At 62.1% G+C, this 17,713-nt stretch carries 13 protein-coding genes; 10 read left to right on the top strand and 3 right to left on the bottom strand.

Annotated elements, in window-relative coordinates:
* Positions 1 to 229: 229 nt before the first annotated feature.
* Positions 230 to 3,859, bottom strand: a complete 3,630-nt coding sequence (mfd, locus tag HMPREF3171_RS04470; RefSeq protein WP_070483234.1) for a transcription-repair coupling factor — start codon at positions 3,857 to 3,859, stop codon at positions 230 to 232.
* Complete coding sequence (locus HMPREF3171_RS04465) at positions 3,852 to 4,520, bottom strand: TetR/AcrR family transcriptional regulator (protein WP_070422629.1); 669 nt, start codon at positions 4,518 to 4,520, stop codon at positions 3,852 to 3,854. The genes mfd and HMPREF3171_RS04465 overlap by 8 nt, the downstream gene beginning before the upstream one ends.
* A 171-nt stretch (positions 4,521 to 4,691) precedes the next feature.
* Here HMPREF3171_RS04465 and HMPREF3171_RS04460 point away from each other — a divergent pair, with 171 nt between their 5' ends.
* On the top strand, positions 4,692 to 5,306 hold the full coding sequence (locus HMPREF3171_RS04460; RefSeq protein WP_168161873.1) for a DUF3558 family protein: 615 nt from the start codon (positions 4,692 to 4,694) through the stop codon (positions 5,304 to 5,306).
* Between the two features lie 418 nt (positions 5,307 to 5,724).
* Positions 5,725 to 7,302 (top strand): hypothetical protein, encoded by a 1,578-nt coding sequence (locus HMPREF3171_RS04455; RefSeq protein WP_141743344.1) that lies wholly within the window; start codon positions 5,725 to 5,727, stop codon positions 7,300 to 7,302.
* 93 nt (positions 7,303 to 7,395) lie between these two features.
* On the opposite strand, the gene HMPREF3171_RS04450 is transcribed toward HMPREF3171_RS04455, so the two are convergent.
* Positions 7,396 to 8,883 carry a multicopper oxidase family protein gene (locus HMPREF3171_RS04450; protein ID WP_070483238.1) on the bottom strand — a complete coding sequence of 496 codons (1,488 nt, stop codon included), beginning with the start codon at positions 8,881 to 8,883 and terminating at the stop codon, positions 7,396 to 7,398.
* Positions 8,884 to 8,936: 53 nt separating this feature from the next.
* On the opposite strand from HMPREF3171_RS04450, the gene HMPREF3171_RS04445 reads away from it, so the two are divergent.
* From HMPREF3171_RS04445 to HMPREF3171_RS04410, 8 genes are all read left to right on the top strand, one after another.
* Positions 8,937 to 10,151 (top strand): MFS transporter, encoded by a 1,215-nt coding sequence (locus tag HMPREF3171_RS04445; RefSeq protein ID WP_070422626.1) that lies wholly within the window; start codon positions 8,937 to 8,939, stop codon positions 10,149 to 10,151.
* A gap of 65 nt (positions 10,152 to 10,216) precedes the next feature.
* Positions 10,217 to 11,656, top strand: coding sequence for a bifunctional UDP-N-acetylglucosamine diphosphorylase/glucosamine-1-phosphate N-acetyltransferase GlmU (gene glmU / locus HMPREF3171_RS04440; RefSeq protein ID WP_083279453.1), 1,440 nt, complete (start codon positions 10,217 to 10,219; stop codon positions 11,654 to 11,656).
* Between the two features lie 10 nt (positions 11,657 to 11,666).
* Positions 11,667 to 12,644 carry a ribose-phosphate diphosphokinase gene (locus HMPREF3171_RS04435; RefSeq protein ID WP_070422625.1) on the top strand — a complete coding sequence of 326 codons (978 nt, stop codon included), beginning with the start codon at positions 11,667 to 11,669 and terminating at the stop codon, positions 12,642 to 12,644.
* 76 nt (positions 12,645 to 12,720) lie between these two features.
* On the top strand, positions 12,721 to 13,167 hold the full coding sequence (locus HMPREF3171_RS04430) for a hotdog fold thioesterase (protein ID WP_070422624.1): 447 nt from the start codon (positions 12,721 to 12,723) through the stop codon (positions 13,165 to 13,167).
* A 3-nt stretch (positions 13,168 to 13,170) separates the two neighbouring features.
* A complete protein-coding gene (locus HMPREF3171_RS04425) occupies positions 13,171 to 14,511 on the top strand; it encodes an amino acid permease (RefSeq protein ID WP_070483228.1) in 1,341 nt (446 codons plus the stop codon).
* Positions 14,512 to 14,519: 8 nt separating this feature from the next.
* Positions 14,520 to 15,533 carry a histidinol-phosphate transaminase gene (gene hisC / locus HMPREF3171_RS04420; protein WP_070483236.1) on the top strand — a complete coding sequence of 338 codons (1,014 nt, stop codon included), beginning with the start codon at positions 14,520 to 14,522 and terminating at the stop codon, positions 15,531 to 15,533.
* The gene (locus HMPREF3171_RS04415) at positions 15,526 to 16,860 is read left to right on the top strand and encodes an MFS transporter (protein ID WP_070483226.1); all 1,335 of its coding nucleotides are present in this window, start codon (positions 15,526 to 15,528) and stop codon (positions 16,858 to 16,860) included. The genes hisC and HMPREF3171_RS04415 overlap by 8 nt, the downstream gene beginning before the upstream one ends.
* A 128-nt stretch (positions 16,861 to 16,988) precedes the next feature.
* The gene (locus HMPREF3171_RS04410) at positions 16,989 to 17,633 is read left to right on the top strand and encodes a 50S ribosomal protein L25/general stress protein Ctc (RefSeq protein WP_070422621.1); all 645 of its coding nucleotides are present in this window, start codon (positions 16,989 to 16,991) and stop codon (positions 17,631 to 17,633) included.
* Positions 17,634 to 17,713 lie beyond the last annotated feature (80 nt).

The raw sequence follows: 17,713 nt of genomic DNA, 5'->3' as shown, positions 1-17,713 counted from the left end.
CCCACCCGCAACACCGGGTGGGCACACTCTCTTTTCGTTGCTGCCACTGATCGTCTAGCACCCCCGCAAATACAGCTAGACGGTCTCGAAACCACCCACACAAACCCCCAGGTGATAACGACCACCATGGTCAACACGGAGCTCATCGTCTGGTTCCACAAACACAGAGCTAGACGATCGGTCCGAGCGTCCTTCTTCGTCTGAAGGGGGATCACTGACGCGGTAGCGCCTACTCGCTGACCGAGAACACCTTCTTCTTCGGTGCCTCCTCCGCACCCGGTCCCGCCACGGCGATCTTGGGAGCGTCGAGGACGTCGGTCATGAAGTCGGCGACCCACTGCAGCAATTCCATATCGCGCAGGTTTGGAGCGTTGAGTGCCCGCTTTGCTCCGCCTTCCTTGGGCATCGGCACCTGCAGCGCCTTTGCCGCAGCCCGGAAGTTCGCCCCCGGGTACAAGCGCTTCAGGCGCACCTGCTTGGAGTCAGGCAACTCGACTGGGTGGAGTTTGATGCGCGTTCCCTGGGTCAGGATCTCGGAAACGCCAACTGCACGTGCCTGGTTGCGCAGTCGGGCTACGGCCATGAGCCGCTCGACCTCAATTGGCAAGGTGCCAAAGCGGTCGATCATGTCGTCGGCTGCGGCGGTTAGGGCGTCGTCGTCACGCGCTTCTGCGAGCTTGCGGTACACCTCGAGGCGCAAGCGCTCGGAGTTGATGTAGGTCTCCGGAATGTGTGCATCCACGGGCAGATCGACGCGGATTTCCTTCGGGCCTTTGTCGGTGGCGTCGATGGGTTTGCCGCTCATGAGGCCCTTGAAGGTTTCCACGGCCTCGCTGACCAAGCGGACGTACATGTCGAAGCCCACGCCGGCGATGTGGCCGGACTGTTCCGCGCCGAGCACGTTGCCAGCGCCGCGCATCTCCAGGTCCTTCTGCGCCACGGCCATGCCGGCGCCCAGGTCGTTGTTTTGGGCGATGGTGGCCAGGCGGTCGTAGGAGGTCTCGGTGAGTGTCTTGTCCTTCGGGTACAGGAAGTACGCGTAGGCACGCTCGCGGGAACGGCCCACACGTCCGCGCAGCTGGTGCAACTGGCTCAGGCCCATGTTCTGGGCGTTTTCCACGATCAGGGTGTTGGCGTTGGCGATGTCCAGGCCGGTCTCCACGATCGTGGTGCACACCATGACGTCGTATTCGCGGTTCCAAAAACCCTGCACGGTCTGCTCGAGCACCTGCTCGCTCATCTGGCCGTGGGCGACCACCACGCGGGCCTCGGGAACGAGTTCGCGCAGTTGGCGGGCGGTCTTTTCGATGTCGGAGACTTTGTTGTGGATGTAGAAGACTTGGCCGTCGCGAAGCAATTCTCGACGAATCGCCGCCGCCACCTGCTTATCTTCCTGCGGACCGACATACGTGAGCACCGGGTGACGATCCTCCGGCGCAGTGGTAATCGATGTCATTTCGCGGATGCCGGTCAGCGACATCTCAAGCGTGCGCGGAATCGGCGTTGCCGTCATGGTGAGCACGTCAACGTGCGACTTCAGCGCCTTGATGTGTTCCTTGTGCTCGACACCGAAGCGCTGCTCCTCGTCCACGATGATCAGACCGAGGTTCTTCCACTGCACGCCAGTCTGCAGCAGTCGGTGGGTACCAATGACGATGTCTACGGAACCATCCGCAAGACCTGCGAGGATCTTCTTCGAATCCGTGGTAGAGGTGAAACGCGACAGCTCGCGAACCTCCACCCCAAAACCATCCATGCGCTGCGTGAAGGTGGAGTAATGCTGCTGGGCGAGCAGCGTCGTCGGCACCAGCACCGCGACCTGTTTGCCGTCCTGCACTGCCTTAAACGCGGCACGCACGGCCACCTCGGTTTTGCCGAAGCCCACATCGCCCACGATCACGCGGTCCATCGGCGTGGGCTTTTCCATGTCTTCCTTGACCGCTTCGATGGCGTTGAGCTGGTCTTCCGTCTCTACGAACGGGAAGGCATCTTCCATCTCGAGCTGCCAGGGGGTATCCGGCGCGAACGCGTGGCCCGGCGCGGCTTGGCGCTTGGCGTAGAGCTCCACCAACTCGCCGGCGATCTCGCGCACGGCGGCGCGCGCCTTGCGCTTGGTGGACTTCCAGTCCGAGCCGCCCATCTTGCTTAGCGACGGCTTCTCGCCACCGGTGTACTTACTCAGCAGGTCCAGCGACTCCATGGGCACCCAGAGTTGGTCGCCGGGCTGTCCGCGCTTGGCGGGCTGGTACTCGAGCACGATGTATTCGCGTCGCGACGCCTCATCGCCGGCCTTGATAGTGCGCTCCGCCATCTTCACAAACTTGCCGATGCCGTGGGTGTCATGCACCACGAAATCACCCGGCTGCAAAGCCAACGGGTCGACGCGGTTGCGGCGGCGCGGGGCGCGTCGCTTAGCGCCGGCGATGTCGCCGACGCGGTTGCCGGTCAGGTCCGTTTCAGTAATAACGACCAAGTTCGGCCCGCCGAAAACGAGGCCTGCGTGCGATAACGCCTGGTAGAGCGTAACTGCGCCATCGACGGGCTCGAGCCCAGGTGTGGCCACTCGTGCGGACACGCCGTGTTCGCGCAGCCGCTCCGCCATGCGGTCGATCGCACCTTTGGCCGGAGCGACATAGGCGGCCTTGCCGTGGTTTTGCGTCACGTGCAGTTTCAGCGTGGCGTAGAGCTGCTCGATCTGCTTCGGATCGCCCTTCGGCGCGGGTGCTGCCTCGAACTCGAGCGGCAGCGTCGACGCGTCATCCGCGGCGAACATGCCGGGAGGAGCAAAGGTCCACCAGGCGTTTCCGGCCTTCGACGCGGAGACCTCCAGGGACTCGAACGAACGGTACGACGAGGCAGAAACGTCCAGGCCTTCCACCGCCACCGGGCCTTCGGCGCCCATCGCGGCGGCCTCCCAGCCGGCCTCGAGGAACTCGCGGTCGGTCGCTTCCAAGTCGGCAATGCGAGTGCGAACCTTCTCCGGGTTGGTCACCAACACCACCGAACCGGCCGGCATCAATTCCGGCAGCACCGAATACGTCTTATCGGTCAGTGCCGGGATGATCGCTTCCATGCCGTCCGCCGGCTGCTTTTCGGAAATGCGTGCAAGCAGCGACGACAAGGTGGGGTTCGACGGGAATTTGCGAGCCAGGTCGTCGGCTTTGGCGGCCACGGTGTCGTCGATAAGCAACTGCCTTGCTGGAAACAGTTCGACGGCACCAACCTCTTCGATGGTGCGCTGATCCGCAACCGCAAAGGAGCGGATGTCGGTGACTTCGTCGCCCCAGAACTCGATACGCACAGGGTTCTGGGCAGTAGTCGGGAAAACGTCAATGATGCCGCCGCGGGTAGCAAACTCGCCACGGCCCGCAACCATATCCACGTGGTTGTAGGCGAAATGCACCAACTGCTGCGTCAGGTCCTCAAAGTCGGCTTCCTGGTCCACCGCCACCCGAATCGGCTCAATCGCAGGCAAAACCGGCTGGCACACGGCGCGCGCCGCAGCCACGATCACCCGCGGCATATCCCACAACACCTTCGCACGTCGGCCAACAATGTCCGCAGCTGGCGACAAGCGCTCATGGGGCAACGTCTCGTAGGCGGGGAATTGGGCGACCTTGTCGTCGCCAAGCATTGCCTTGAGCTCCGCCGTGAGGTCTTCCGCCTCGTGCCCCGTCGCCGTCACCAACAGCACCGGAGTCTCACGCGCGATCGCACCAGCAGTCCAGGAACGTGCCTGGTCAATGCCGGTAATATGCAGCGAATCTTCCCCCACATGCGTCACCAAACCCTTCAACTTCGGGTCCGTCAACGCCTGGGTGAGCAGCCCACCAAGCACGGGCGGGGTGTTATCAGTCATGCAATGCTTCCTCTTCGTTCGCTTCGCGATCCACAGCGCGCTCATCTCCAGCGACATCTTCACCAGCAATATGCGGCTTGGCCTCCATCCCCCGCAACCCATTCCAACACAGGTTAGAGATATGCGCCGCCACAATATGCTTGTCTGGCTCACGCTGGTCCAGCCACCACAGCGCAGAATTAGACACCGTGCCAACCAGCGCCTGACCGTACAACCCGGCCATCGCCTCATCTAATCCACGGTGCTTAAACGCCTCCGCCAGCAGGTGGGAAACCTCAGCGGTCACACGGTTAAGAATCGTCGAATACGTCCGCCCCTCCCCCGGCAACTGACCATGCGCAAGGATGACAAACCCGTCGGTGTCATCCTCCACGTACGTCAGCAACGCCAACACACCACGCTCAATGCGATCGCGCCAGCGCCCCTCCTGGATAGACCCCATAATCGTCTCCTCCAGGCGGACCATCTCCCGACGAATAACTGCCTGGTACAACCCCTCTTTGCCCCCAAAGTGCTCATACACCACCGGCTTGGTCACCCCGGCGCGAGCCGCAATCTCCTCCATGGAGATCCCGTCGTATCCGCGCTCAGCAAAAGCAGCGCGCCCAACGCCTAATAATTGTTCCCTACGCTGGGGTGCAGTCATTCGCCTACGAGCCATATGTTCCACTCTAGATCCCTCTCCGACACACCCCATCTTTGGTTGCCACGGGATGTGGTCTACAATCAGCGATGCTATTCCCCATGGTGTAATCGGCAACACTACGGTTTTTGGTACCGTCATTCTAGGTTCGAGTCCTGGTGGGGAAGCTTTTTCATATGGGGAGGGGAAATGAAACGATTCGCAATACTTTCTACAGCTCTATGCGTGATGCTCTCGGGGTGCACTACAGAGCAACCGCTTAACGACGACACCACGCCCAACATCGAATCCGGCACACCACCCGAATCTGCGGAGGATAAGCCTCAAGCACAAGCGTTCGTGTTCGAAAGCGGCGTGCTAGAAATCGGCGACTTCGACCCGTACACAATCGGCGACGACATCTTCGATCCCTGCACGGAAATCACGCAGGAAGAATTCGCCGCTGCGGGGTTCGAGGATGTGGAGCCGCTGCCAGAGCAGTATGCGGCGTTGGCGCACGGAATGAAAAGCTGCACCGGACCGAGTGACAACCACATACGGTCTCCGTTTTTTCTCCAAAACAACGCTGATAGGGATCACATTTCTGCAAATACGGGGCTCTTGGAATACCAATCTCCCCTAATACCGGCCCTTTACACTTACGGACCCAGAACTGGCGACGGGATCGATTGCTTCGCGCAAGTGGATACCCTCCGGGGTGGCTTGGTGATTGGAGTCGCCGGAATAAAAGGCTTCGGTAGCCAAGAAAAAAATTGCCAGACTGCAATCACCAGTCTTGAGGCACTTTTCGACGCAAACCAGTAACGGATGTCCACTTTATTGGACATTCTCTTTACCTCAGTCGCTTTGTCATTTATCGTGAGTGAGGGACTAAAAACAACATTGTTTGGGGGGTATCTTGATTTCAATCAATTCTGACTCAGTACAGCGCGCAGTTGATCAACTTCGCTCAATTTCCGGACTAATAGCCAACGCTCAGGCGCATGCAGCTACTAGCCCACTAACTTCTTTCTCACAGGTCAGTGGCCTCGCAGATGCAGGGCGTACTCTGAGCCCAATCGGGGATGTAAACGCACCAGAAGCAAATCAAGCGGTCGCAACCTACCTTCTGGGTACGGCGAACATTCTTGAAACCGCGCTGAACAACACACTGCGGACAGATGATTCGCTGTCCGGTGCGTTGGCGTCGCTCGGCCCGGTGTTTGAGGGACGCGTTAACCAGGTGCAGCCACAACTGATTGAGCTCCTGCAGAAATCGCGTTCGGTCGATCCGAAAACCAACACGTTTGCAAACCCGGCGGCAGTCGCGACTGGTGATTCGTCGCTGCACGCCTTGCACGCCAAGTTGTTGGAGACCGACACTTCTCGTGCGATGTCTGCTTCCGAGTTCTGGAACTCAAATGCAGAACTGATCGCCGATGCAATGGAGAAACTCAACGAAGTCCAGCACGCGTTGAGTACCTCGGCAGAGACATCCTGGATTCACAACGCGATGCGCACCATCACACAGGTCCAGAACGCAGGTATGGAATACGTGGCTAACTCGCGTTCCCTCGCAGCGCACACCGCAATGCTTGCCGACGCCGCAGACGCCGAAAAGCTCATCGCATCCAGCACCGTGATGGCCTATGACGCTGCACCGTCGCCGGAAGAAAAGCTTGCGATCGAGCAGGCGTACCTGCTCAACTTTCCGGCGCGAATGACATCAAACTTGGTCGCTGCGATCCCGACGTTTAACCGTCTGCTTCCGGAGTTGAAGGAGATGTCTGGGGACTCCTACAGCGTCGATAGCATTCCCTCGCCAGCAGCGCCCGCATTTGAACCAGCAGAGTTGCCGGAACCAATCCAGAATGCGCTGATCAACCGTGGCTACGGGGATATCGCAAACGCGAAAACACCGTCAGAGGTTCTGCAGAACATGGGGCGGCCCTCGCCAAACGTGCTTGATTCCATTCCGGCAGGTGCTACGCCTACGCAGGCTGCGTCGGCAGTGCTGGCACCGCCAAGCACAAATGCGATGGCTCCGACCCCAGGTGCGATCTCTGCTGGCGCGCACCCAGGTGCGCACAGCCCAACGTTCACCGGTGCTATCACCCCTGCAACCACACGTGGGGCGAACTCGGGCGGGGCATCCGCCGGCACCAATAGCGGCGCGGGTGGATTCGCTCCAATAGCTGGCGGGCCCAGCAACGCTGCAGGCACTGGAAGGCACGCTGCTCGTGGAAACCAGATGGGCGCAGGCACCGGGGTTGGTGTGCCTGGCGGTTCCCGCGGGGGCTCCCCTGCTTCCCAGGCAGTTAGCGGCCGTGGAGCTGGAAATGGCATCGGCACTGGCCGAGGCGCCGGAGCAGGTGCTGGCACCTACTCAGGTGGCGGCATGCACGCCGGTCGTCCGGGTTTCGGCACGGGCGGCGGCGTGAGCGCCGGTGCTGGTGTCGGTCCAAGTACCGGTTTCGGCGCCGGTTCGCCGGGTGCTCACGGTGCTACCCCGCACGGCTCGACAGGGCACGCGCCAACAGGCTCCGGCACAGCTAACGGTGCACACGGTGCACACGGTACCCACGCCACAAACGGTGCGCACTCCGCGAATAATGCGGCAGGCGCACACCGCGGCGGTGGTGTCGTTGCCGGGCAACCGATGATGGCCGGGCGCAACCAAAACGGTCGCGCATCCGACAAGGCCGCCGCCAAGGTCAAGACAGTCACCAGCGCGGTCGAGCGCGACGGCAACCTCAAGGCACTGCTCGGCGACGCCCCACTATTGCTGCCGGAGGTCATCGGCTACAACGTGCGCCGATAGTCACCGCGAGCGGCAACGCTCGAAACAGAAACCCGAAACGAAAACACGCCCCGGTGGGATTCGCGCCGGGGCGTGGGGTCGTCGAGAAGCAATCTAATGCTCGTGGCCGTGTGGGAGTGCAAGGTCCGGTTCTTGGCCAGGCTCGACGATGACAAATTGGCCCATCATGCCCTGGTCCTCGTGGTTGAGCATGTGACAGTGGTACATGTAGGCCAAGGTGGGGTCGGGATGATACGCGATCTCCACAAGCAACGTCACCGTGGAAAGCGGTGGCACGTCGATGGTGTCGTGCCAGCCGGCAGTGAACTCCACTTCCCCACCCTCAACACTTTGCACAGCGAAGCGTGCGTTGTGGATGTGGAAATTGTGCAGCATATCCTCGTTTTCGTTGGTCACTCGCCAGATCTCAGGCCCGTCGTGGTCGACGACAAAGTCGACGCGCGACATGTCCATCGTTTGGCCATTGATCTCAATGCCATTGAGGCGGAACTCGCGCTCCACACTTGCCGACGACGGCACGTCCAACGGCACCAACGTTTCCGACAACGCAGGCGACGCCGGTGCGTCTTCAGACGGGGCGGCGATCTCAAGCAGGTCGAAAGTGTCGCGTGCGCCGAACAGGTCGGCGGTTTCTTTATCTGGCAGGCCGCCGAGGTCCGGGAGTCCGTCGCTACGCAACATCAGGTCCTTGCCCGGCTCCAGGTCCACCACGATTTCCACGCGCTCGCCCGGGGTAAGCAGCACGCCGTCGACCTCCACCGGGGAATCGAGGAACCCCTGGTCCGTGGCGACGATCTTGAACGGCACGCCCAGTGTCAGGTGGTGGAAACGCAACACGGACCCGTTGAGCACGCGGAGGCGCACGCGCCGAGTGGTCGCGTCGAAACGCGGTTTGGTGATGCCGTTGACCACCACGGTGTCGCCGACCCAACCGTGGTCCTCGTCGAGCTGGCCGTCTTCGGTGAACTGGGCGTTAGTCAGGATCACAGGGATGTCGTCGACGCCGTAGTCGGCGGGCAGGCCGGGGATGGCGGTGGTGTCGTCGTCGACAATCAGACCGCCGGCAAGGCCGCGGTAGGCGTGCACCGCGGATATCTCGTGCGGGTGCGGGTGGTACCAGCAGGTCGCGGCGGGCTGATCGACGGTCCACGACGGCGACCAAGACTCACCCGGGTCAAACATCAGCGCCGGTCCCCCGTCCGCAGCGGCCGGCAGGTGCAGGCCGTGCCAGTGCACCACGGTCGGCTCCGGCACGTTGTTGTGCACGGTCATTTCAATGCGTTCGCCGCGCCGCATGTACAGCGTTGGGCCCAAGAACGGCCCGTTGAAGCCCCAAGTCTTGGTCATGACACCGGGGATGATTTCGGATTCGCCCTCCTGGGCTGTCAGTTCGAAGCGGCGCACGTTGCCGTCGAGTGTGCCTTCGTACAGCGGCGGGATAGGCAGCGGGCGTGCTTCGGCGTCGGCACCACGCGGGGTGGGCTGGTTTGATGTCGAGCACCCAGCCAATGCAGCACCCGTGGCTGCGGCTGCAACGGCGAAAACGGTCCCTTTAAAAAATGTGCGTCGAGAAAAAGCCATTACGTCCTCCAAAAACTCGCCGAAAACCATGAATGATCCTACTATCCCGATATATGCGTAACGAGGAAGCGAATGCCCGCCGGTTCATCTGGTCGAACGGCTTACAAAACATTGGCGATCAGGTAGTCGCCCCGAAAACGGTGCTGCCGTGGCTGTTCAATGCTGCTGGGGTGCCGGCGGCGTTCACGTCGTTTCTCGTGCCAATTCGCGAGTCAGGCTCGATGCTGCCGCAGGCGTTTTTGAGCCCGTGGGTGACGTCGCAAAGCTCGCGCAAACGAGTCTGGTTGATCGGCTCGTGGGGCCAAGCGTTGGCCTCTGCCGGCATTGCGCTTAGCGCGCTGTTGCTCGAGGGAAGTGCGCTCGGCATCGCAGTCATTGTCCTGCTTGCGGTGCACGCGGTGTTTCGCTCCATTTGCTCCATCGCAGGCAAAGATGTCCAGGGCCGCACGATTTCCAAAGGCCACCGCGGCGACATCACCGGTCGCGCCACGGCACTCGCCGGCGGTTTCACTCTCGCGATCGGTCTCGCACTGTCGTTTATCCCCAACGAACTTCCGCAGTGGTCACTCGCCGCGCTGCTCGCCGGCGGTGCGTCGATGTGGGCGCTCGCTTCGCTCGTGTTCATGCGTATCGACGAGCCCACTCCCGACACCGACACCTCCAACGGCCAAGGCTTCCACGACATGTGGAAGCTGGTCACCTCCGACCGCGACCTGCAACGATTCCTCATCGTGCGCTCGCTCATGCTGGTCACCGCGCTTTCCACCCCGTTTATCGTCGTGTTGGGCAGCCGCGAAGGCGCCGACCTCACAGGCCTCGGTGCGTTCATCGTCGCCTCCGGCGGCGCGTCACTGCTTGGCGGGCGGGTTTCGGGCCGGTTGTCGGACAGGTCGTCGAAACGCACGATGGCGTGGGCTGCAGGTTTCGCGTCCACTGTGCTCATCCTGCTCGTTGCCAGCGCACAGCTTGTCGACGACACCATCAACGCCTGGGTCATGCCCCTAGGCTTCTTCCTGGTCAACCTCGCCCACACCGCAGTGCGGGTCAGCCGCAAGACCTACCTGGTAGACATGGCCGACGGCGATAGGCGCACCATGATCACGGGTGCCGCCAACACCGTCATGGGCATCGTCCTGCTCGTTGTCGGCGCAATCTCCTCGGCGGTTGTGCTGCTCGGCCCGCAGGCAGCGCTGATCTTCCTGGCTGTTGTTGGTTACGCCGGTGTGTTTGGTGCCGCGAACCTGAAGGAAGTCTCGGCAAACAAGTAGGCCAGAGCCCATAGGCGTTATGCTTGGGGCCGATCTCAAAACGTCCACCCCCAAGGAGTAATCGAGTGCCTAACCACTCCGATCGCGCCGTTGTCGTGCTCGCGGCCGGCGCGGGAACCCGCATGAAGTCCGACCGCCAAAAGACGCTGCACGAAATCGGCGGGCGCAGCCTGCTCTCCCATTCGCTGCACGCCGCAGCCGGTGTGGAACCGACCTACCTCGTTGCTGTGGTCGGCCACCAGCGCGACCAGGTCGCCCCAGCCGTGGAGCACATCGCCGAGCAGATGCACGTGGAGATCCGCCAGGCGATCCAGGAGGAGCAAAACGGCACCGGCCACGCAGTGCAGGTCGGCCTGTCGGCAATTCCGGATTTCGACGGCACCGTCGTGGTCACCAATGGCGACGTGCCGTTGCTGACGCCGGAGACGTTGCAGGCGCTCGTCGAAAAGCATGAGTCCGAGCATGCCGCCGTGACCGTGCTCTCCCTCGAATTCGACAACCCCACCGGCTACGGCCGCATCATCCGCGGCGAAGCTGGCGACGTGCTCGAAATCGTCGAAGAAAAAGACGCCACCGACGAACAACGCAAGGTCCACGAAGTCAACTCCGGTGTCTTCGCCTTCGACGCCACCGTGCTTCGCGACGCCCTCGCGCGCGTCACCCCCGACAACGCCCAAGGCGAGTTCTACATCACCGACGTCCTCGGCATCGCCCGCAACGACGGCCGCAAAGTCTCCGCCTTCATCGCACCTGATGCCCGCGAACTCGCCGGTGTCAACGACCGCGTCCAACTCGCCGAAGCAGGCAAAGAACTCAACCGCCGCCTCGTCGAGCGCGCCATGCGCAACGGCGCAACCGTCATCGACCCGGCCACCACCTGGATCGGCGTCGAGGTAGAAATCGGCCGCGACGTCATCATCCACCCCAACACCCAACTGTGGGGCTCCACCGTCATCGGAGACGGCGCCGAAATCGGCCCCGACACCACCCTGACCGACATGGAAGTCGGCGCCCGCGCCACCGTCGTACGCACCCAAGGCGAACTCGGCGTCATCGGTGAAGAAGCCACCGTCGGCCCCTTCACCTACATCCGCCCCGGCACCGAACTCGGCGCCCGCGGCAAACTCGGCGGCTTCGTCGAATCCAAAAACGCCAAGATCGGCGAAGGCTCCAAGGTGCCCCACCTGACCTACATCGGCGACGCCACCGTAGGCAAGCACTCCAACATCGGCGCCTCCAGCGTTTTCGCTAACTACGACGGAGTGAACAAGCACCACACCACCATCGGCGACTACTGCCGTACCGGCTCAGACACCATGTTTGTCGCACCGGTCAATATCGGTGATGGCGCGTATACCGGCGCGGGTACAGTAGTCACGGAAGATGTTCCAGCCGGCGCGCTCGCCATCAAGGAGGGCCACCAGCGCAACATCGAGGGCTGGGTAGAAAAGCGCCGCCCCGGATCCGACGCGGCAGAAGCTGCAAAGAAAGCACGCGAGAAGTAAAGGTTCAAACATGACTGGTTACTCCACAGAAAGCCACAAAAACCTCAAGGTCTTCACCGGGCGTGCGCACCCGGAACTGGCAGAGGCCGTAGCAGACGAACTCGGCATCGAGCTCGTGCCCACCACCGCCCGTGACTTCGCCAACGGCGAAATCTTCATCCGCTTCGAAGAGTCCGTCCGTGGCTCCGACTGCTTTGTCATGCAGTCCCACGCACAGCCGCTGAACAAGTGGCTCATGGAGCAGTTGATCATGATCGACGCGCTCAAGCGTGGCTCCGCGAAGCGCATCACCGCGATCCTGCCGTTCTACCCGTACGCACGCCAGGACAAGAAGCACCGCGGCCGCGAGCCGATCTCCGCCCGCCTCATCGCAGACCTGCTCTCCGCAGCAGGCGCGGACCGCATCGTCTCCGTCGACCTGCACACCGACCAGATCCAGGGCTTCTTCGACGGCCCGGTCGACCACATGCACGCCCAGCCGATCCTGGTGGACTACATCAAGTCCAAGTACTCGCTGGACAACCTCGTGGTGGTCTCCCCGGATGCCGGCCGAGTGAAGTCCGCTGAGAAGTGGGCCAACATGCTTGGCGACGCCCCCATGGCCTTCGTCCACAAAACCCGCGACATCGACGCCGCAAACAAGGTTGTCTCCAACCGTGTCGTCGGCGACGTCGAGGGCAAAGACTGCATCCTCATGGACGACATGATCGACACCGGCGGCACCATCGCTGGCGCCGTCGGCGTGCTCAAGGAAGCCGGCGCGAAGTCCGTCGTCATCGCCTGCACCCACGGTGTCTTCTCCGACCCGGCCCGCGAACGCCTCAGCGACTGCGGCGCAGAGGAAGTCATCACCACCGACACCCTGCCGCAAAACACCGAAGGTTGGAAGAACCTCACCGTGCTGTCGATCGCACCACTGCTGGCAAAGACCATCCGCGAAATCTTCGAAAACGGTTCCGTGACCACCCTCTTCGAGGGCCAGGCCTAAACCACTCTTGACCGCGACAGCCGGGGCAGCTTCACCGCTGCCCCGGCTTCACGCTTAGGGAAAGGACACAATCTCCATGTACAACCGCTACGCCGAATCCGTAGAAATCACCCCAGAGCTTGAGCACGCCAAAGCCATGTACGACGGCGACGCCACCCTCGAGTATCTGGGCGCCATCATCACACGGTTAGAGCCAGGCGTGGCGGAAGGCGAGTTTGTCGTCGATAAGCGGCATGCAAACGGATTCGGCGTCTGCCAAGGCGGCGTCCTGTTCACCTTCGCCGACGCCCTCTTCGGTGGCGCCTGCAACTCGCGCCGCACCGAGCCCACCGTCAGCGCACAATCCGAAATGATCTACCTCGCACCTGCGAAAATGGGCCGCACCATCCGCGGCGTCGCCCGTGAACACCACCAATGGGGCCGCAACGGACTGTCCGACGTCACCCTTTACGACGGCGACACCGTCATCGCAGAATTCCGCGGACTCTCCCGCACCACCTCACGTCCCCCGACAGGAAACTAAACCATGAGCCTCCAAGAACAAGGACTCAAACGAAGCGTCAAAAGCCGCCAACTCATGATGATCGCCTTCGGATCATCCATCGGCACCGGACTTTTCCTCGGCTCCGCCAGCTCCATCCAATACGCCGGCCCCGCCGTCTTGATCTCCTTCGCCATCGTCGGCGTCATCGTTTACTTCCTCATGCGCATGCTCGGCGAAATGGCCGTCGAACACCCCGTCTCCGGATCCTTTGCCGCATACTCCCGCGAATACATCGGCCGCGGAGCCGGATTTATCACCGGCTGGAACTGGTGGTTCACCACCGTCGTCGTCGGCATGCTGGAACTGACCGCCATGGGTACCTTCCTGGACTACTGGTTCCCCCACATCCCCCACTGGGTCACCGCGCTAGTCTCGCTGCTGCTCGTCGTCGTCCTCAACGTGCTCAACGTGCGCGTGTTCGCCACCACCGAATACTGGCTTTCCCTGATCAAAGTGGCAGCACTCGTCCTCATGATCGTGCTCGGCCTCGCGCTTGTCTTCGGCGTCGGATCCGAACCCGCCATCGGTCTACAACACATCACCGACCACGGCGGATTCATGCCAAACGGCATCTCCGGCGTCCTCTTCGCACTCGTCGCAGTGACCTTCACCTTCGGCGGCATCATGTCCATCGGCACTGCCGCCGGCGAAGCTGACGACCCAGACAAGGCAATTCCCCGCGCGGTCAACTCCGTAGTGTGGCGCATCCTCGTGTTCTACCTCGGCGGCATCGGCACCATCCTGCTGCTCGCACCGTGGAATGAGCAGGACACCAACGAAAGCCCGTTCATCCGCGTACTCACCGGCGTCGGGTTCTCCGGCGCAGCGACCGCCTTGAACGTCGTCATCGTCGTCGCCGTGTTCTCCGTGCTCAACACCATGACCTACTCCGGCGCCCGCATGCTCCGCGACCTCGCCCGCAACGGCCAAGCCCCCAAAGCCCTCGCCGAAACCAACCGCAAAGGTCTGCCCACCAAAGCATTGCTTTTCGACGCCACCCTCATGGGCGTCGTCGTCATCCTCAACTACTTCTTCGAAGGCAAAATCTTCGCCATCCTGCTCGCCATCATCGTCGGCACGGAATTGATCACCTGGGCCGGCATCTGCCTATCCCACCTGAACTTCCGCAAACACGCCGGCAACACAAAATTCCCCGCCCCGTTCTACCCAGTTGCGAACTGGATCTGCATCGCATTTTTCGCCCTCGTACTCGTACTAATGGGTATTCTTCCCGATTACCGCATGGGTCTAGCCACACTCTTCGGCTGGATCCTCGCCCTCGGCCTCATCTGGCTGACAACGCAACGCAGGAGCAACGCATGACCCGCAACATGATCCGCAAAGACCTCGACACCATCCCCGCCTACGTGCCGGGAGCCCGCAACGACAGCGCCATCAAACTCTCCTCCAACGAATCCGCCGACGGCCCACTGCCCTCAGTGCTCGAGGCAATGCGCGACACCCTCGGCTCCATGAACCGCTACCCCGACATGGGCGCCACCGACATCCGCACCGCCCTCGCCGAACACCTCGGCGTGACCATCGACCAGGTCGCCGTCGGCACCGGCTCCTCCGCCCTGTGCCAACAACTCGCGACAATCACCGCACAGCCCGGCGACGAAATCATCTTCCCCTGGCGCAGTTTCGAGGCCTACCCCATCTTCGCCCGCATCGTCGGCGCAACCCCCGTCGCCATCCCACTCGACGCCGAGCACCGCCTCGACCTGCCCGCCATGGCCGCAGCGATTACCGAACGTACGAAACTCATCTTCGTGTGCAACCCCAACAACCCAACCGGCACCACCATCACCAACGCCGAGTTCGAAACCTTCATGGCCGCCGTCCCATCCGACATCCTCGTCGCACTCGACGAGGCCTACTTCGAATACAACCGCGCCACCGACACCCCCATCGCCACCGACGTCATCACCCGCTACCCCAACGTCGTCGGCCTGCGCACCTTCTCCAAAGCCTACGGCCTCGCCGGCGCCCGCATCGGCTACGCCTTCGGCCCCGCCGACATCATCAGCGCCCTCAACAAAGTCGCCGTCCCCTTCTCCGTCAACGCCGTCGCCCAAACCGCAGCCCTCGCCTCCCTCAAAGCCACCTCCGAGCTGCAAACGCGTATCGACGACACCATCACCCAACGCCAACACCTCACCACCGCACTCAACCTCCCCGAATCCCAAGCCAACTTCATCTGGCTGCCGGATTTCCCGCGTGAAAAAGCTGACCGGCTAGCGGCAGAGGGCGTGCTGGTGCGTTCTTTCCCGGAAGGTATCCGCGTCACCGTCACCAACTCAGCCGAAACCGACGCCTTCCTGAAAGCATGGGACCGTGCGTAGTGAGCGCCGCCGCGTGATCGCGGCGACCACCATCGGCACAGCCATCGAGTGGTACGACTACTTCCTCTACGCCGCCGTCGCCGGTTTGGTGTTTAACCAGACCATGTTCGGTCCCCTCGGACCTGCTGCGGCGACGATCGTGAGCTTCCTCACCGTCGGCTTGTCCTTCCTGTTCCGCCCGCTCGGTGCGGTGCTGGCTGGCCACTACGCCGACCGATTCGGGCGCCGCGGCGTGCTCATGATCACCCTGTTCACCATGGGCACCGCCACCACGCTTATCGGCCTGCTGCCCACCTACGACACCATCGGTTGGCTTGCCCCCGCCGCACTGATTCTCCTGCGCATCCTGCAGGGCACATCGGCCGGCGGCGAATGGGGCTCCGCAGTCCTCCTCGCAGTCGAGCACGCCCCTGTGAACAAACGCGGCCTTTACGGCGCCGGCCCCCAGGTCGGTGTTCCCGCTGGCCTGCTCATGTCCTCCGGCATGCTCGCCCTGATGACCGCCGTCGCCCCCGGTGACGCCTTCGTCGAATGGGGCTGGCGCATTCCCTTCCTGCTGTCCATCGCGCTGACGTTCCTCGGCTGGTGGATCCGCACCGGCGTCGAAGAATCGCCCGTCGTCGAGGAGATGCGCGAGACCGGCACCCGCAGCCCCATCAGCGGCCTGTTCAAATCTCACGCGGGAGTTGTCCTCGCAGCCGCCCTGATCTTCGCCGCCAACGGCGCCGTCGGTTACATGACAACCGGCGGTTACATCCAAAATTACGTCACCGACCCCACCGGCATTGGGCTTTCACGCGGGGACATTCTGTGGGCTGTCACTGCATCGGCTGCGGTGTGGTTGTTCACTACCGCGTTCGCCGGGTGGGTCTCGGACTACATCGGGCGTAAGCGCACGCTTGCGATCGGGTTTGTGGTTCAGGCGGCGGGTGTTGCGGTGTTGTTCCCGCTCGTCGATACGGGTTCGATTGCAAAGATCACCGCGGCGTTGATTTTCCTCACCGTTGGCCTGGGCCTGACGTACGGCGAGATTGGCGCTTTCTACGCGGAGCTTTTCCCGGCTTCGGTCCGGGCGTCCGGGGCGTCGATTTCGTACGCGTTGGGTGCAATTCTTGGTGGTGCGTTTGCTCCAACGATTGCGGCTGCGTTGCGTGAGGCTACTGGTGGTACGGCGGCGATTACGGTGTATTTGATGGCGGCGACGTTGACGGGGTTCGTCGTTACGCTGCTTGTGCGTGATCGCACCGGCATCCCGCTTGGCCATGATCATGAGGACCTCCAGGCGGCGGGGCATTTTGTGTGGGAAAAGTCGGCTGGTAGCCTGTAGCAGTCTCGGCGAGGGCTTTCGGGCCGTTATCGACGCGATGAAGATCCACTATGCGATCACTCGACGAGCACAATCCGTTAAGTGGTCGCAGGCAAAGCCTGTGGCCCTTCCAACCGAAGGAGTACAACATGGCTATTACCCCAACCGTTATCAAGGGTGAGCGTCGCGAGGAGTTTGGCAAGGGCTCCGCACGTCGTCTGCGTCGCGATGGCAAGATCCCGGGTGTCCTGTACGAAAAGGGCATCGAGAACATCCACTTTGCGGTTGACCGCATTGAGATGACCGCGATCGTGCGTAACGACGGCACCAACGCCATCGTCGAGCTTGAGCTCGACGGTGAGAAGCTGCTCGCCATGGTCAAGCACGTCGACCAGAACGTTCTGACCCTCGAGATCGACCACATTGACCTGTTCGGCATTAAGCGTGGCGAGAAGGTTACCGTCGAGGTTCCGGTTGTCACCGAGGGCGAGGCTGCTCCGGGCGCTGTTGTGTTCCAGGAAGCCGACGTTGTCGAGATCGAGATCGACGCTCTGTCTATCCCGGACGAGATCACCGTTTCCATCGAGGGCAAGGAGATCGGCGACCAGATCACCGCTGGCGATCTCGAGCTGCCGGCGGGTGCGGAGCTGATCACCGATCCGGAGAACTTGCTTGTCAACATCACCTTCGAGCAGGTTGATGAGGACCTCGAGGCTGAGGCTGAGGCTGCTGAGGAGGGCGGCGCTGAGGCTGGCGCTGAGTCTTCTGAGGCTGGTGAGGAAGCTTCCGAGTAATTTCGGCACGACGATTGGCCCGCTTTTTTGGCGGGCTTTTTCGTTATGTGAAGAGTTGTTGCATGGCTCCGGGCGGATGC

The organism is Corynebacterium sp. HMSC08F01, from assembly GCF_001807545.1.
GTDB lineage: Bacteria > Actinomycetota > Actinomycetes > Mycobacteriales > Mycobacteriaceae > Corynebacterium > Corynebacterium coyleae.
Note: the sequence above shows the minus strand (reverse complement) of the source record. Positions and strands in the feature narration are given on the sequence as shown.

Excerpts from the sequence above, each read along its gene's own strand:
- mfd (WP_070483234.1), bottom strand. The coding sequence starts at position 3,859 with ATGACTGATAACACCCCGCCCGTGCTTGGTGGGCTGCTCACCCAGGCG.
- HMPREF3171_RS04410 (WP_070422621.1), top strand. The coding sequence starts at position 16,989 with ATGGCTATTACCCCAACCGTTATCAAGGGTGAGCGTCGCGAGGAGTTT.
- HMPREF3171_RS04460 (WP_168161873.1), top strand. The coding sequence starts at position 4,692 with ATGAAACGATTCGCAATACTTTCTACAGCTCTATGCGTGATGCTCTCG.
- HMPREF3171_RS04425 (WP_070483228.1), top strand. The coding sequence starts at position 13,171 with ATGAGCCTCCAAGAACAAGGACTCAAACGAAGCGTCAAAAGCCGCCAA.
- HMPREF3171_RS04465 (WP_070422629.1), bottom strand. The coding sequence starts at position 4,520 with ATGGCTCGTAGGCGAATGACTGCACCCCAGCGTAGGGAACAATTATTA.
- HMPREF3171_RS04450 (WP_070483238.1), bottom strand. The coding sequence starts at position 8,883 with ATGGCTTTTTCTCGACGCACATTTTTTAAAGGGACCGTTTTCGCCGTT.
- HMPREF3171_RS04445 (WP_070422626.1), top strand. The coding sequence starts at position 8,937 with ATGCGTAACGAGGAAGCGAATGCCCGCCGGTTCATCTGGTCGAACGGC.
- HMPREF3171_RS04430 (WP_070422624.1), top strand. The coding sequence starts at position 12,721 with ATGTACAACCGCTACGCCGAATCCGTAGAAATCACCCCAGAGCTTGAG.
- HMPREF3171_RS04435 (WP_070422625.1), top strand. The coding sequence starts at position 11,667 with ATGACTGGTTACTCCACAGAAAGCCACAAAAACCTCAAGGTCTTCACC.
- hisC (WP_070483236.1), top strand. The coding sequence starts at position 14,520 with ATGATCCGCAAAGACCTCGACACCATCCCCGCCTACGTGCCGGGAGCC.